Source organism: Gemmobacter sp. (assembly GCF_016792925.1).
Lineage (GTDB): Bacteria > Pseudomonadota > Alphaproteobacteria > Rhodobacterales > Rhodobacteraceae > Gemmobacter.
On record NZ_JAEULU010000177.1, the window covers coordinates 1 to 13,996 of the forward strand.

Here is a 13,996-nt window from a genome sequence, read left to right on the forward strand (position 1 = left end):
TGTGGGATGACAGCCCCGAGGCGCGCTTGAAGGCCGAGGCCGAGGGCTTTGCCTGCACCGATCTGATGAAACACGGCGCCCTGGATGAGGTGGCCTGCCTTGTCACCTCGCCGGGCATCCCGCATCTTTACCCCAGCCCCAACAAGGTGATCGCAAGGGCGCTTGAACTGGGCGTGCCGGTCGATAATGACATCGGCCTGTTTTTCCAAAGCCTGGCCACCCCGCATTGGGACAACTTTGAAACGCCCCCCCGCGTGGTCTGCATCACCGGATCGAACGGCAAATCCACCACCACGGCGCTGATCCACCATATCTTGCAGGATTGTGGCCGCCCCACGCAGATGGCCGGCAATATCGGGCGCGGGGTGCTGGATATTGACCCGCCGGAGGATGGCGAGGTGATCGTGCTGGAACTGTCCAGCTATCAGACCGAGCTGGCCCGTGCCCTGACCCCCGATGTTGCGGTGTTCACCAACCTCTCGCCCGATCATCTGGACCGCCACAATGGCATGGGCGGCTATTTCGCGGCCAAGCGGCGGCTGTTCGCCGAAGGCGGGCCGGATCGCTGCGTGATTGGCGTGGACGAGCTGGAGGGGCAGTTTCTCGCGGGCCAACTGGCGCAAGGCGCGGCGGATGACCGGGTGATCCGCATCTCCTCGGGGCAAAAGCTGGAGGGGTTTGGCTGGTCGGTCTTTGCCCGCAAGGGCTTTCTGGCCGAATGGCGCAAGGGCAAGCAGATGGCGGCGATCGACCTGCGCGAGGTCAAAGGCCTGCCCGGCGCGCATAACCACCAGAATGCCTGTGCCGCCTATGCCGCCTGCCGCAGTCTGGGCCTTGCGCCCAAGCAGATCGAGGCGGCGTTGCATTCCTTCGCGGGCCTGCCGCATCGCAGTCAGCTGGTGGGCGAGCGCGCGGGCGTGCGCTTTGTGAATGACAGCAAGGCCACCAATGTCGATGCGGCGGCCAAGGCCTTGCAGGCCTTCCCGAAAATCCGCTGGATCGCCGGGGGCATGGGCAAGGAGGGCGGGATCGCGGCGCTGGCCCCGCATTTGGGGGCAGTGGTGAAGGCCTATCTCATCGGCTTTTCGGCCCGCGATTTCGCGCTGCAAATCGGCGACACCCCGCATGAGATCTGCGAAACGATGGAGCGCGCCGTTTCCCGCGCCGCCGAAGAGGCGGGGCCGGGCGAGGTGGTCTTGCTGGCCCCGGCGGCGGCCAGTTTCGATCAATATCCGAATTTTGAAAAACGCGGTGACGATTTCACCGCGCGGGTTCGGGAATTGTTGAAAACAGACAAGGTTTGACGCAATCGGCCATGCCCGCGTCGGAGGCGGCGGCTATGGGTTCTGCCTGACCGGAGGCCCCTCATGACCAAACCCGAAAACCCCAACCTGCGCGGCATCCTGTTGATGGTGGCCGCGATGAGCGGTTTTGCCATCGAGGATATGTTCGTCAAATGGGCGGCCGCCGACCTGCCGACCGGGCAGATCTTGCTGATGCTGGGCCTGCTGGGCACGCCGGTTTTTGCGCTGATGGCTCGGGCCGAGGGCCAGCGGCTTTTGAGCCGTGATGTATTCCACCCCGCCGTCCTGCTGCGGAATTTTGGCGAGATGGCGGGCACTTTCGGCTTCATCACCGCGCTGGCGCTGACGCCGCTGACCACTGCGACGGCGATCTTTCAGGCCAGCCCGCTGGTGGTGACCATGGGGGCGGCGCTGTTTCTGGGCGAGACCGTGGGCTGGCGGCGCTGGACGGCGATTGCGGTGGGCTTTGTCGGGGTGATGATCATCATCAGGCCGGGGCTGGACGGGTTTCAGCTGGCCTCGCTCTGGTCCATTCTGGCGGTGATTGGCCTGTCGATGCGCGATGTGGCCACCCGCCGCATCCCTCGCCGCATCGGCACGACGCCGCTTGCGGCCTGGGGCTTCATCGCTTTGGCGGTGCTGGGGGCCATGATGCTGGCGGTAACCGGCGGGGCGCAGCCGCTCAATCTCGCGCAATCGGGCTATATCGCGGGGGCGCTGACCTTTGGCGTGGCGGCCTATTGGGCGGTGACGCAGGCCATGCGGGTGGGCGAGGTGTCGGTGATCACCCCCTTCCGGTACACGCGCCTTGTGGCGGCGCTGATCATCGGCATGACGATTTTTGGCGAAAGACCCGATCTGCTGACCCTTCTGGGTGCGGCTTTGATCATCGGATCGGGGCTTTATACCTTCGCGCGCGAGCGTTTGCGCAAACGCGCCCTTTCCACAAACGCAACCACAGGATAAAGAGCCCCCGAGAGCATCGTTCCCCCCTCGGAGGACCCCCATGAGCACCATCATCGACATCCACGCGCGCGAAATCCTCGACAGCCGCGGCAATCCCACGGTTGAAGTGGACGTGACGCTGGAAAGCGGCGCCATGGGCCGCGCCGCCGTGCCCTCGGGCGCCTCGACCGGCGCGCATGAGGCGGTGGAGCGCCGCGATGGCGACAAGTCGCGCTACATGGGCAAGGGCGTGCTGGAGGCTGTGGCCGCCGTGAATGGCGAGATCGCCGAAGAGCTGATCGGCTTTGACGCGACCGAGCAGGTCGGCATCGACCGCACCATGATTGAAATGGACGGCACGCCGAACAAATCGCGTCTGGGGGCCAATGCCATTCTGGGCGTCTCGCTCGCCGTGGCCAAGGCCGCTGCCGAGTTCACCGGCCAGCCGCTCTATCGCTATGTCGGCGGCACCTCGGCCCGCGTTCTGCCGGTGCCGATGATGAACATCATCAATGGCGGCGAACATGCCGACAATCCGATCGACATTCAGGAATTCATGATCATGCCGGTGGCGGCCGCGAATATCCGCGAAGCCGTGCGCATGGGGTCGGAGGTGTTCCACACCCTGAAGAAAGAGCTGTCGGCGGCGGGCCTGTCGACCGGGATCGGCGACGAGGGCGGCTTTGCCCCCAACCTGTCCTCGACCCGCGTGGCGCTGGACTTCATCCTGAAATCCATCGAGAAAGCGGGCTATCGCCCCGGCGAAGACATCTATCTGGCCCTCGATTGCGCCTCGACCGAATATTTCAAGGGCGGCAAATACGAGATGAAGGGCGAAGGCCTGTCGCTGACCTCGGATGAGAATGTGGAATATCTGGCCCAGCTTTGCGCCGATTATCCGATCATCTCGATCGAAGATGGCATGGCCGAGGATGACTGGGCGGGCTGGAAAGCGCTGACCGACCGTCTGGGCAACAAGGTGCAGCTGGTGGGCGACGATCTGTTCGTGACCAACCCGCGCCGCCTGGCCGAGGGGATCGCCGCCGGTTGCGCGAACTCGATGCTGGTGAAGGTGAACCAGATCGGCTCGCTGACCGAGACGCTGCAAGCCGTGGATATGGCGCATCGCGCCCGCTATACCAACGTCATGTCGCACCGCTCGGGCGAGACCGAGGATGCCACGATTGCCGATCTGGCCGTGGCCACCAATTGTGGTCAGATCAAGACCGGCTCTCTGGCCCGGTCGGACCGGCTGGCGAAATACAACCAGCTGATCCGCATCGAGGAGATGCTGGGCGAAGTGGCGGAATTTGCCGGGCGCTCGATCCTGAAAGGGTGAGACGCCGACGGATTTTCTGCGAAAATCCGAAAGCAAATTTTCGACGAAAATTTGCGGGCGCCCGGTGAGGGGCGCCCGTTCGCATGAAAGGGGCCGGGTATGGCACAGAAGGTTTCATTCACGCTGAACGCCACAGACGGGCGCGCCCGCACCGGGGTCATCAGCACCCCGCGTGGCGAGATCCGCACCCCCGCCTTCATGCCGGTCGGCACGGCGGCGACGGTGAAGGCGATGATGCCGGAAAGCGTGCGCGCGACCGGGGCGGATATTCTGCTGGGCAATACCTATCATCTGATGCTGCGTCCTGGCGCCGAGCGGATCGCCGCGCTTGGCGGGCTGCACCGCTTCATGAATTGGGAACGCCCGATCCTGACGGATTCCGGCGGCTTTCAGGTCATGAGCCTGTCGGGCCTGCGCAAGCTGACCGAGGAGGGGGTGCGGTTTTCCAGCCATGTGGATGGCTCGAAACACATGCTCAGCCCCGAGCGCAGCATGGAAATTCAAAAGCTGCTCGGCTCCGACATCGTGATGTGTTTCGACGAATGCCCGGCGCTGCCCGCGACCGAGGCCGAGGTCGCGAAATCCATGCAGCTGTCGATGCGATGGGCGCAACGCTCGCGGGATGCCTTTGGTGATCGGCCCGGCCATGCGCTGTTTGGCATCATGCAGGGCGGCGTGACGCGCGACCTGCGCGCGGAAAGCGCCGCCAGACTGCGCGAGATCGGCTTTGACGGCTATGCCGTGGGCGGCCTGGCGGTGGGTGAGGGGCAGGAGGCGATGTTCGGCGTGCTGGATTACGCGCCGGGTTTTCTGCCCGAGGACAAGCCGCGCTATCTGATGGGCGTGGGCAAGCCCGATGACATCGTGGGCGCGGTGGAGCGCGGCATCGACATGATGGATTGCGTGCTGCCCTCGCGCTCGGGCCGCACCGGGCAGGGCTGGACGCGGCATGGTCAGGTGAACCTGAAAAACGCCCGCCACAAGGACGATCCGCGCCCGCTGGATGCCGCTTGCGGCTGCCCGGCCTGCCGCAATTACTCGCGCGCCTATCTGCATCATGTGGTGAAGGCCGACGAGATCATCGGCTCCATGCTGCTGACCTGGCACAATCTGCATTATTATCAGGATCTGATGCAGGGCCTGCGCGATGCCATCGCCGGGCAGCGGCTGTCGGCATTTGTGGCCGAATTCCATGCCAAACGCGCCGAAGGGGACATCGAGCCGCTTTAATCGGCCAGTTGCACGGCCAGATCGACGCAAAGCCCCGGCAGGTTGCGCCCGATGAACAGCGGGTCCACCGGCGCGTCGCGCAGGCGCAGCGCCAGCGTGACCGCCGGGGCCAGCGGGATGGCGATCTCCAGCCCTGCGGCCTGCGCATGCCAGGGCGGCAAGCTGCCGAACCGCGCTTGCAGCAGCGGGTTCAGCGTATGCCCGGCGAAGGTCTCGGCGCCGGTCACCGCAAATTGCAGCGCGGCAGAGCGCGGCGTGAGGATCGCGCCGCAGAGATGGGCCTCATTGCGCAGGCAGGTGATGCCCTCGGCGCCGCGACGGGCCGAAAACCCCGGTTGATCGCTGAGCGCGCTGGCAAAGCTGCCCTCGCGCAGCAGATGGTCGACCAGCCGCCCCACCATGGCGCCGGGCCAGGCGCGCTGGCTGGCGCGGTTGCGCGCCATCATCCGGGCCGGGTTGGACAGCGCGGCGGGAAGGGCCCCCTTGAGGGGCAGACGCGGCAGACGGGAAAGCAGGTCGAACATGGAACCAGTCCTCACAAACGGGGCGCCAAAACCTGCGTTGCCCCTTAATCTGGAAACGATGCCCGGCGATTGTGGCGCATTATGGGCGGAATTGGTGTGGCTGCATGGCCGCCCCTCTGCCCGGCGGGCCGGACCAGCCGGGGCAATCTTATGCAAGGCGCAGTTGACACTGACATGACAGAACCCCAGATATGAACTCCGAAGAGGGGGAGGACGGGCTGCCGATGGTCGGGGCCGCGGCCCTCCCGCCAGATCAAGGAACCGCGCATGAGCGACCAAAAATCCCCCAGCACGCCACTCCCGGGTCATCCTGTCCTGCCGCTGCGCGACATTGTGGTTTTCCCCCATATGATCGTGCCGCTGTTCGTGGGGCGCGAGAAATCGGTGCGCGCGCTGGAAGAGGTGATGGCGGAGGATCGCCATATCCTGCTGTCCAGCCAGATCGACCCCACGGTGGATGAACCCACAGCCGAGGGCATCTATCGCACCGGCGTGCTGGCCAATGTGCTGCAATTGCTCAAACTTCCTGATGGCACGGTGAAAGTGCTGGTCGAGGGCAAGAGCCGGGTGAAGATCACCGGCTTCCTGCCCAATGACAGCTTCTTTGAAGCCGAGGCCGAGGCGCTGCATGAAAGCCCCGGCGATCAGTCGGTGGTCGACGCGCTGCTGCGCGCCGTGGCCGAGGAATTCGAGCGCTACGCCAAGATCAAGAAGAACATCCCCGAGGAGGCGCTGGCCGCCGTTTCGGAAACCCGCGAGCCTGCGCGCCTGGCCGATCTGGTGGCCGGGCATCTGGGCATTCCGGTCGCGCAAAAGCAGGAATTGCTGGAAACCCTCGACGTGGCCGAGCGGCTGGAGAAGGTTTATGGCCACATGCAGGGCGAAATGTCCGTCTTGCAGGTGGAAAAGAAGATCAAATCCCGCGTGAAAAGCCAGATGGAGCGCACGCAGCGCGAATACTATCTGAATGAGCAGATGAAGGCCATTCAGAAGGAACTGGGCGATGGCGAGGACGGCCAGAACGAGCTGGCCGAGCTGGAAGAGCGCATCCGCAAGACCGAGCTGTCGAAAGAGGCGCGCGAAAAGGCGGAAGGCGAGCTGAAAAAGCTGAAATCCATGTCGCCGATGAGCGCCGAGGCCACGGTGGTGCGCAACTATCTGGATTGGCTGCTGGGCGTGCCGTGGGGCGTGAAATCCCGCGTCAAGAAAGACCTGAACGCCGCGCAGAAGGTGCTGGATGCCGACCATTACGGCCTTGAAAAGGTCAAGGAACGGATCGTCGAATATCTGGCGGTGCAGGCGCGTTCGGCCAAGCTGAAGGGGCCGATCCTGTGCCTCGTCGGCCCTCCGGGCGTCGGCAAAACCTCGCTGGGGCGGTCGGTCGCCAAGGCCACGGGGCGCGAATTCATCCGCATCAGCCTCGGTGGGGTGCGCGACGAATCCGAGATCCGGGGCCACCGCCGCACCTATATCGGCTCCATGCCCGGCAAGATCATTCAGGCGCTGAAAAAGGCCAAGACCACCAACCCGCTGATCTTGCTGGATGAAATTGACAAGATGGGGCAGGATTTCCGGGGCGACCCGGCCAGCGCCATGCTGGAGGTGCTGGACCCGGAGCAAAACGGCAGCTTCGTCGATCACTATCTGGAGGTGGAATATGACCTCTCGAACGTGATGTTCCTGACCACGGCCAACAGCTATAACATGCCGGGGCCGCTGCTGGACCGGATGGAGATCATCAGCCTGGCGGGCTATACCGAGGATGAGAAGCGCGAGATTGCGCGCCAGCATCTGCTGACCAAGCAGGTGGAGGCGAATGGCCTGAAGAAGGGCGAGTTCGAGGTTTCGGACGACGCGCTGAACCATGTCATCCGCTATTACACCCGCGAGGCCGGCGTGCGGAATCTGGAACGCGAGATCGCCAAGCTGGCTCGTAAGGCGGTGACCGAAATCCTTCAGAAAAAGGCGAAATCGGTCTCGGTCGATGTCGCGAAGGTCGAGGAATATCTGGGCGTGCAGCGCCATCGCTATGGCTTGGCCGAGGCCGAGGATCAGGTGGGGGTTGTCACCGGCCTCGCCTGGACTTCGGTGGGCGGGGATCTGCTGCATATCGAGGCGCTGAAACTGCCCGGCAAGGGCCGGATGAAGACCACCGGCAAGCTTGGCGATGTGATGAAGGAATCCATCGACGCGGCGTCCAGCTTCGTGCGCTCGATCAGCCCGGAAATCGGGGTGAAACCGCCGAAGTTCGAGGCGATCGACATCCACGTTCACGTCCCCGATGGCGCGACGCCGAAGGATGGCCCAAGCGCCGGTCTGGCCATGGTGACGGCGATTGTCTCGGTGCTGACCGGCATTCCGGTGCGCAAGGACATCGCGATGACCGGCGAGGTGACGTTGCGCGGCAATGCCAGCGCCATTGGCGGCTTGAAGGAAAAGCTGCTGGCGGCGCTGCGGGGCGGCATCAAGACGGTGTTGATCCCGCAGGAAAACGCGAAGGATTTGGCGGAAATCCCCGCCAATGTGAAAGAAGGCCTGACCATCATCCCGGTCACCCATGTGCGCGAGGTGCTGGCGCATGCCTTGGTGCGCAAGCCCGAGGCGGTGGAATGGGATGAGGCGGCGGAGGAGGCTGCTGCGGCGGCTGCTCGCGCAAAGGGCGAGCCGCAACCGGGTCAGATCGCCCATTGAGGCGCTGACGCCCGAGAAAGGAAAAAGGCGCGGAATTTTCCGCGCCTTTTTTCATGCCGACCGTGGCAGGCCCGATTGCGCTGGCCTGATTCCTGCCTATTGTTGTGCGCAAACAGGAAACAATGAGGGCGAGATGGCCACCAAATTGTCGGATGCGAAACCCGCGGCAGCCAAGCCTGCCAAAAAGCCCGCCAGTCCGGCGAAACCCAAAGCCGCAGCCGCCAATACCGCGCCCGCCAATACGTCGCCCGAGGTGAAACCTGTGGCCGAGGCATCGGCTGCCGCCGCATTGGTTGTCAAACCCGCGAGCCAGGCTCTCAAGCTCAAGGAGCTGGTGGAGCGTGTTGCCAAGACGAGTGGCGCCAAGAAAAACGGTCTCAAGGAGATCGTCGAGGCGGTGCTGGCCGAAATGGGGCAGGCGCTTGGCGAGGGCAAGGAACTGAACCTGCCGCCCTTGGGCAAGGCCAAGGTGAACCGCCAGAAGGGCGATTTGCTGGTGCTGAAGCTGAAACGGAGCGGGGCGGAAAAATCGGGCAAAAAAGATGTGACAGAGGGGGTTGCGGAGGCCGAAGACTGAGGCTATTACCCCCGCATCGGGCGATTAGCTCAGCGGTAGAGCGCTTCGTTCACATCGAAGATGTCAGCGGTTCAAATCCGTTATCGCCCACCATCATTCGGAAAAGCACAGCTTCGGCTGTGCTTTTTCATTGCAGGGGATGCGGTCGCGGCCCCTTGCGGCAAGCCGGACGATCCGTTAGGGATCGCGCGGGCGGGCGGTTAGCTCAGTTGGTAGAGCGTCTCGTTTACACCGAGAATGTCGGGGGTTCGAGTCCCTCACCGCCCACCATTTCCAGATCATCGGCCTCTGCGACATCCGCCCAATACAGGCTGCCGCGCTGGCTGGATTTCGCGGCGTAAAGCGCGCGGTCTGCGGCGCGCAGCAAGGTGTCGAAGCTGGTGCCCGGCCGGGCGGAGGCAAGGCCGACGCTGGCGCTCAGCACGCGGTTCGGGCTGTCGGGATGGGGCAGGGCGAGCGCCAGGATGGCGGCCTGTGCGGCGGCGGCTATGGCCCCGGCCTGCGCCGGTGTCCCTGGCACCAGCAGGCAGAACTCCTCGCCGCCCAGACGGGCCGCGAAGGCCCCCCGGGCGGCCAGCGCGCCGGTCAGGGCCTCGGCCACCTGTTGCAGCGCGTCATCGCCCGCCTGATGGCCGAAACGGTCGTTGAAGGCCTTGAAACGGTCAAGATCCAGCACTCCCATCGCCCAGCTTTTCCCGTCCTGCGCCTGTCGCGCCAGCCAGATCTCGGCCTCGCAATACAGATGGCGGCGATTCGGCAGGCCGGTCAGCGAGTCGGTCATCGATTCGCGATAGCGCAGACTGGCGAGGAGATATTGCCGCCGATCGGCATATTCGCGCAGGTAGCCGCCCGCCCCGGCCAGTGGCACCGCCAGCAGCAGCATCACCGTGACCTGCAAGCGCTCGCTCAGGGGGCGCGGGTCATGGGCCAGCATGGTGATCAGCATCGAGGTCAGGGCGACGATCAGGGCCGCGCACAGCGCCCGCCAGAACAGGAAGCCCATGGGAAGCCAGGCTGCCATCACGATCACGATCACGCTGCTATCGGCCGAAAAACTGCCATTCAGCCGCGCCAGATGCCCGGTAAAACCGGCAGAAAGGCCCAAGGCCACATAGCTGAGCCAGGCCAGCCAGGGATAGGCCGGCCAGCGCCGCCGCGCCGCCACCAGGCCCAGCACGATCAGCGCCACCACCAGCCATCGGGCGCCAAACCACAGCAGCAACTCGCCATGGGTGACGATGCCCGGCGGCAGTTGCTGCACGCGCAGCACATCCAGCCCGGCAAAGCCCAGCCAGACAGCCAGAGACAGCGCCCCGCAGATCTGCGCCGCACCGCGCAGGCGATCCCGGGTTTCGGACGCATAGTCCTTCTCGATGCCCGGCTCGAAGCGCAGCAGAAGGAAACCCGCCGCAATCTGTTGCCGGTATTGGCGCAGCGCAGCAGGGTCGATCATGCGAGTCGCCATGGTATCCCTCTGCCATCCCCGAAGATCAGGCTATCGGTCCGCAGCCTGGGGGCAAATAGTTAATAAGTTCGTAATCGCGTCTGACCTTCAGTCTTGCTGCCTGCCACCGCTGTCATGCATCCGCGCGTCAGATGGCCGTCAGACCGGCAGGCCCAGATCTCGGCAAAGACCCTCCAATGCCGCGATCGAGGCCTCATAGGCGCGGCCCGCTTTGGGGAAATCCACCGGCTGACGGCGATAGAAGGCCAGCCATGCGGCGGCGGACTCCACCGGATAGCTGTTCGACCAGGCGCCGCGGCGCAGGGTGAATGTGGTGCGGTCGTCGGAGAGTATCGCCTTCATGCGGGCGGTGTCGCGCAAGCGCGCCACAGCGTCAAGGGGCCGCCCTTGGTGCGTCACCGCACAGAGGCCGCGCAAACATGGCGGGTGACCGCAAAGCCCGGGCAGCCTATCTTTCAGGCATCAGACAGGAGGCACCGATGAGCTGGAACCCGATCCTCGACCCGCAAATCCCGATTGGCGACGCGGTGGATGCCATTGAAACCGTGGTTGTGGCCCGCACCCGCGATCTGGGCGGGTTCGAGGTGCGCCGGGCGCTGCCCTCGGTGGCGCGCCAGATGGTCGGCCCCTTCATCTTTTTCGACCAGATGGGCCCGGCCGAATTTCTGACGGGGCAGGGCATCGACGTGCGCCCGCATCCGCATATCGGGCTTTCCACCGTCACCTATCTGCTCAAGGGCCGGATGCACCACCGCGACAGTCTGGGCACCGATGCCTGGATCGAGCCGGGCGCGGTGAACCTGATGACGGCGGGCCTTGGCATCACCCATTCCGAGCGCACCGATGGCGAGATGCGCGCCCGCCCGCATGCGCTGTTCGGCTTGCAAAGCTGGATGGCCTTGCCGAAAGACCGCGAGGATGACCCCGCCGCCTTCCATCACAGCCCCGCCGCCGACCTGCCGGTGCTGGAGGGCGAGGGCAAGCAGCTGCGGCTGATTCTGGGCGAGGCCTGGGGCGCGCGTGCCAGCGTGCCGCTGGCGATGGAAACCTTTTATGCGGATGCCACGCTGGCCCCCGGTGCCAAGCTGCCCATGCCCGACAATCACGAGGATCGCGGGGTCTATATCGTGGAAGGCAGCGTTTCGCAGGCCGGAACCGAATATCAGGCGGGGCAGATGCTGATCTTCCGCCCCGGTGATGCGGTCAGTGTCGCGGCAGGCGGGCAGGGCGCGCGCCTCATGGTTCTGGGCGGCGCCACCATGGATGGGCCGCGCCATATCTGGTGGAACTTCGTGGCCTCCTCCAAAGAGCGGATCGACGCCGCCAAGGAGGCCTGGCGCGCCGGAGACTGGGCGCATGGCCGGTTTTCACTGCCGCCGGGCGATGATGCCGAATTCATCCCGGCACCGGAAAAGTGACGCGATTTCAGGATTTTGCGCGAAAAGCGAAAAATCCGTGAAACCCCCATTGACGCCGCCCGCCCCGCCCCGTAAATAGCCCCCACATCCGGGCGCTGGCCCGGGCGGCAATGCGGTGGTAGCTCAGTCGGTTAGAGTACCGGCCTGTCACGCCGGGGGTCGCGGGTTCGAGCCCCGTCCACCGCGCCACTTTTCCAAAGCCGCCCCTCGGGGCGGCTTTTGGCTTTTCGGATCAGGCGGCATTCAGATCGTCGGCTGTCAGATCGTGCGGCTTTCAGGGCGCGATCTCGATCACCGTGCCATCCGGCACCCGCGCCCAGATCTCCTCCATCTCGGCATTGGTCACGCCGATGCAGCCATCGGTCCAATCGGCCATCAGATGCAGCCGCCCCACCGCGCTCCAGCCATTCGGCAAGCCGTGGATCATCACCGAGCCGCCGGGGCTGACCCCGCGTGCGGCGGCGGCGGCGCTGTCGGCAGGGTTGGGGTAAGAGATATGCAGGCTCAGATGCGCCATCGAGCGCGCATTGCGCCAGTCGATGACATAGCGCCCCTCGGGCGTGCGCTCGTCGCCCTCCTGCTGCTTGTGCCCAGCCTCCGGCGCACCGCCAAGCGCGATGTCATAGCGCGCGAGCAGGCGGGTGCCCTGCCACAGCGTCATCTCGCGGTCGGATTTGTCCACGGTGATGCGGTCGGCCTGATCAGTGGCGGGCGCCATGGCGGGCAGGGCCACCGGCGCCAGATGCGGGGCTAGCCGCGCCATGGCCTTGGTATAGGCCAAAGGGGCCAGTGGCAGCGCCAGAAGGGCCACCCACCACAGCCGCATCAGCCGATTTCCCGCAACAGCCGCGAGCGGAAGGCCGCGACCCAATCGGCACGCTCCTCCGCGATTTCGCGCCCGGTGGCGGTTTGTATGGTTTCGACCAGCGGAAACAGCTTCACCTCCAGATGATCCAGCGCAAAGGCCTTGTCATCCAGTGCCCGGCGCTGCGCGAGCGGGTCTTCGGGGTCGTAAAGCTGCGCCCCCATCTGGCCCGCCACGGCAAACAGCCGTGCCAGCCCGATGGCGCCAAGCGCCTCCAGCCGGTCGGCATCCTGCAAGATGCGCGCCTCATGGGTTTCCGGGGTGATGCCGGCGGAAAAGCTGTGCGCGGCAATGGCATGGGCCACGGCCTCCAGTTTATCCTTGGGGAAGCTGGTTTCGCGCAACCAGGCCACCGCCGCCTCTGCCGACAGGCGCGAGGCCTCGCGGCGATTGGGTGCATCTTTCGGCAGGTTCACCAGATCATGCAGATAGGCCCCGGCCATCAGCACCGCCATATCGGCGCCGCCCTCCAGCCGCGCGATCTTCTGGCAATTGCCCCAGACCCGGCGCAGATGCGCCACATCATGCGCTGCATCGCTTTGCCCCTGCCACAGGACCGCCAAGGCGGCCTCGTAATCGCGTTCGGTCAGGCTCACAGCTCGTCCAGCTCCGTCTTCACTAGGCCCAGCGTCTTGGCCCCGGCCAGCGACAGAACCGGGCTGTCGAGGCCCAGAGGCTCCTGAAAGCGGCGGATGGCATCCAGCGTGGGCGCATCCATGGCCCCGGTCACTGGCGCCAGGTAATAGCCGCGCGCCTTCAGCGCCCGCTGCACCGAGGCCACGAAATCCGGCGTCACCGCCTCGGGGCAGGGGGTGCGGATATGCACGGTCTGCCGGTCGCGCAGGATGCGCTGATGGCTGGACGTGGCATAGGTGGCGGGGCTGAGAACCCGGCCATTGGCATCGGTGACGGCGGGGGTGGCGATCACCTGCTCCGAGACGGTTTCGATGATGGCGGGGGTGACATCGGTGGTCCAGCAGGCCCCCTCCGTGGCGGGCGGCGGCGGCACATCCGGCCCGCTGACCCGCATCACGCCCTGCGACAGATCGGCCGCGGCCCGGCCCTTCGGCGCGCCACCGTCACAGGCGGCCATTGCGCCCAGAAAAAGCCCGGCCCACAAAAGGCGCGGCAGGGCAGGGGGAAACATGGTCATCGGTGGCTTGGCCCCGGTTGCGTGCCTGTCATGCGGTCGCCTTGCCCGGCGCCGCTTTCGCGCGACCATAGCGGCAAAGCCACGGCGGCGAAAGACCCGAGGCATCCCGCGCTGCCTGCACTGGAAAGCAAGGCGAAACTGGCCTATGTCTGCGGCAAGAACGCATCGGAAGGGCCGGGAAAATGGCGAAAATCACCTATGTCGAACATGGCGGCAAACAACATGTGATCGAGGTGCCCAATGGGCTGACGGTCATGGAGGGGGCGCGCGACAATGGCGTGCCGGGGATCGAGGCCGATTGCGGCGGCGCCTGCGCCTGCTCCACCTGCCACGTCTATGTCGCCCCTGAATGGGTCGACCGCCTGCCCAAGAAAGACGCGATGGAAGAGGATATGCTGGATTTCGCCTGGCAACCCGACCCGGCCCGCTCGCGCCTGACCTGCCAGTTGAAGGTGACGGATGCGCTGGATGGCCTTGTGGTGCAA

Annotated in this window: 14 protein-coding genes and 3 tRNA genes; 11 read left to right on the forward strand and 6 right to left on the reverse strand. The window is 65.2% G+C overall.

Features of this window, described 5'->3' with window-relative positions; translation table 11 throughout:
* From murD to tgt, 4 genes are all read left to right on the forward strand, one after another.
* Nucleotides 1–1,304: UDP-N-acetylmuramoyl-L-alanine--D-glutamate ligase (gene murD / locus JNN06_RS08305; protein WP_291239122.1), on the forward strand; the 1,304-nt coding region annotated here is incomplete at its 5' end.
* A gap of 63 nt (nt 1,305–1,367) precedes the next feature.
* Nucleotides 1,368–2,270, forward strand: a complete 903-nt coding sequence (locus tag JNN06_RS08310) for a DMT family transporter (RefSeq protein WP_291239123.1) — start codon at nt 1,368–1,370, stop codon at nt 2,268–2,270.
* Nucleotides 2,271–2,310: 40 nt separating this feature from the next.
* Nucleotides 2,311–3,588: a phosphopyruvate hydratase gene (gene eno, locus JNN06_RS08315; protein WP_291239124.1), complete on the forward strand. Its 1,278-nt coding sequence runs from the start codon at nt 2,311–2,313 to the stop codon at nt 3,586–3,588.
* A gap of 99 nt (nt 3,589–3,687) precedes the next feature.
* Entirely contained in the window at nt 3,688–4,818 is a 1,131-nt protein-coding gene (tgt, locus tag JNN06_RS08320) for a tRNA guanosine(34) transglycosylase Tgt (protein WP_291239125.1), read from the forward strand.
* On the opposite strand, the gene JNN06_RS08325 is transcribed toward tgt, so the two are convergent.
* Entirely contained in the window at nt 4,815–5,342 is a 528-nt protein-coding gene (locus tag JNN06_RS08325; RefSeq protein WP_291239126.1) for a hypothetical protein, read from the reverse strand. The two genes, tgt and JNN06_RS08325, sit on opposite strands and share 4 nt — an antisense overlap.
* 267 nt (nt 5,343–5,609) lie before the next feature.
* Between JNN06_RS08325 and lon the strand changes: the two genes are divergently transcribed.
* The 4 genes from lon (at nt 5,610) to JNN06_RS08345 (ending at nt 8,880) form a co-directional block, all read left to right on the forward strand.
* Nucleotides 5,610–8,033, forward strand: a complete 2,424-nt coding sequence (gene lon, locus JNN06_RS08330; protein ID WP_291239127.1) for an endopeptidase La — start codon at nt 5,610–5,612, stop codon at nt 8,031–8,033.
* 133 nt (nt 8,034–8,166) lie between these two features.
* Complete coding sequence (locus tag JNN06_RS08335; RefSeq protein WP_291239128.1) at nt 8,167–8,610, forward strand: HU family DNA-binding protein; 444 nt, start codon at nt 8,167–8,169, stop codon at nt 8,608–8,610.
* 18 nt (nt 8,611–8,628) lie between these two features.
* A tRNA-Val gene (locus tag JNN06_RS08340) sits at nt 8,629–8,703 on the forward strand.
* Between the two features lie 101 nt (nt 8,704–8,804).
* A tRNA-Val gene (locus JNN06_RS08345) sits at nt 8,805–8,880 on the forward strand.
* On the opposite strand, the gene JNN06_RS17645 is transcribed toward JNN06_RS08345, so the two are convergent.
* Both JNN06_RS17645 and JNN06_RS08355 read right to left on the reverse strand, forming a co-directional pair.
* Nucleotides 8,837–10,075, reverse strand: a complete 1,239-nt coding sequence (locus tag JNN06_RS17645; RefSeq protein ID WP_366812642.1) for a GGDEF domain-containing protein — start codon at nt 10,073–10,075, stop codon at nt 8,837–8,839. The two genes, JNN06_RS08345 and JNN06_RS17645, sit on opposite strands and share 44 nt — an antisense overlap.
* Nucleotides 10,076–10,213: 138 nt before the next feature.
* Complete coding sequence (locus JNN06_RS08355) at nt 10,214–10,417, reverse strand: hypothetical protein (RefSeq protein ID WP_291239130.1); 204 nt, start codon at nt 10,415–10,417, stop codon at nt 10,214–10,216.
* Nucleotides 10,418–10,554: 137 nt separating this feature from the next.
* Here JNN06_RS08355 and JNN06_RS08360 point away from each other — a divergent pair, with 137 nt between their 5' ends.
* Together JNN06_RS08360 and JNN06_RS08365 are read left to right on the forward strand one after the other, a co-directional pair.
* A complete protein-coding gene (locus JNN06_RS08360; RefSeq protein WP_291239131.1) occupies nt 10,555–11,493 on the forward strand; it encodes a pirin family protein in 939 nt (312 codons plus the stop codon).
* A 112-nt stretch (nt 11,494–11,605) separates the two neighbouring features.
* Nucleotides 11,606–11,682: transfer RNA gene (locus tag JNN06_RS08365), tRNA-Asp, on the forward strand.
* An 85-nt stretch (nt 11,683–11,767) separates the two neighbouring features.
* Here JNN06_RS08365 and JNN06_RS08370 read toward each other — a convergent pair.
* From JNN06_RS08370 to JNN06_RS08380, 3 genes are read right to left on the reverse strand one after another with little or no spacing between them, the layout of a single operon-like run.
* Nucleotides 11,768–12,319, reverse strand: a complete 552-nt coding sequence (locus JNN06_RS08370; protein ID WP_291239132.1) for a L,D-transpeptidase family protein — start codon at nt 12,317–12,319, stop codon at nt 11,768–11,770.
* Nucleotides 12,319–12,954, reverse strand: a complete 636-nt coding sequence (locus JNN06_RS08375) for an HD domain-containing protein (RefSeq protein WP_291239133.1) — start codon at nt 12,952–12,954, stop codon at nt 12,319–12,321. Before JNN06_RS08375 ends, JNN06_RS08370 begins: the two co-directional genes overlap by 1 nt.
* On the reverse strand, nt 12,951–13,511 hold the full coding sequence (locus JNN06_RS08380; protein WP_291239134.1) for a peptidoglycan-binding domain-containing protein: 561 nt from the start codon (nt 13,509–13,511) through the stop codon (nt 12,951–12,953). Before JNN06_RS08380 ends, JNN06_RS08375 begins: the two co-directional genes overlap by 4 nt.
* A gap of 182 nt (nt 13,512–13,693) precedes the next feature.
* Between JNN06_RS08380 and JNN06_RS08385 the strand changes: the two genes are divergently transcribed.
* The coding region (locus tag JNN06_RS08385; RefSeq protein WP_291239135.1) for a 2Fe-2S iron-sulfur cluster-binding protein at nt 13,694–13,996 on the forward strand (303 nt) is incomplete at its 3' end.

Excerpts from the sequence above, each read along its gene's own strand:
- eno (WP_291239124.1), top strand. The coding sequence starts at position 2,311 with ATGAGCACCATCATCGACATCCACGCGCGCGAAATCCTCGACAGCCGC.
- JNN06_RS08380 (WP_291239134.1), bottom strand. The coding sequence starts at position 13,511 with ATGACCATGTTTCCCCCTGCCCTGCCGCGCCTTTTGTGGGCCGGGCTT.
- JNN06_RS08335 (WP_291239128.1), top strand. The coding sequence starts at position 8,167 with ATGGCCACCAAATTGTCGGATGCGAAACCCGCGGCAGCCAAGCCTGCC.
- tgt (WP_291239125.1), top strand. The coding sequence starts at position 3,688 with ATGGCACAGAAGGTTTCATTCACGCTGAACGCCACAGACGGGCGCGCC.
- JNN06_RS08360 (WP_291239131.1), top strand. The coding sequence starts at position 10,555 with ATGAGCTGGAACCCGATCCTCGACCCGCAAATCCCGATTGGCGACGCG.
- JNN06_RS08325 (WP_291239126.1), bottom strand. The coding sequence starts at position 5,342 with ATGTTCGACCTGCTTTCCCGTCTGCCGCGTCTGCCCCTCAAGGGGGCC.
- JNN06_RS08370 (WP_291239132.1), bottom strand. The coding sequence starts at position 12,319 with ATGCGGCTGTGGTGGGTGGCCCTTCTGGCGCTGCCACTGGCCCCTTTG.
- JNN06_RS17645 (WP_366812642.1), bottom strand. The coding sequence starts at position 10,075 with ATGGCGACTCGCATGATCGACCCTGCTGCGCTGCGCCAATACCGGCAA.
- JNN06_RS08310 (WP_291239123.1), top strand. The coding sequence starts at position 1,368 with ATGACCAAACCCGAAAACCCCAACCTGCGCGGCATCCTGTTGATGGTG.
- lon (WP_291239127.1), top strand. The coding sequence starts at position 5,610 with ATGAGCGACCAAAAATCCCCCAGCACGCCACTCCCGGGTCATCCTGTC.
- JNN06_RS08355 (WP_291239130.1), bottom strand. The coding sequence starts at position 10,417 with ATGAAGGCGATACTCTCCGACGACCGCACCACATTCACCCTGCGCCGC.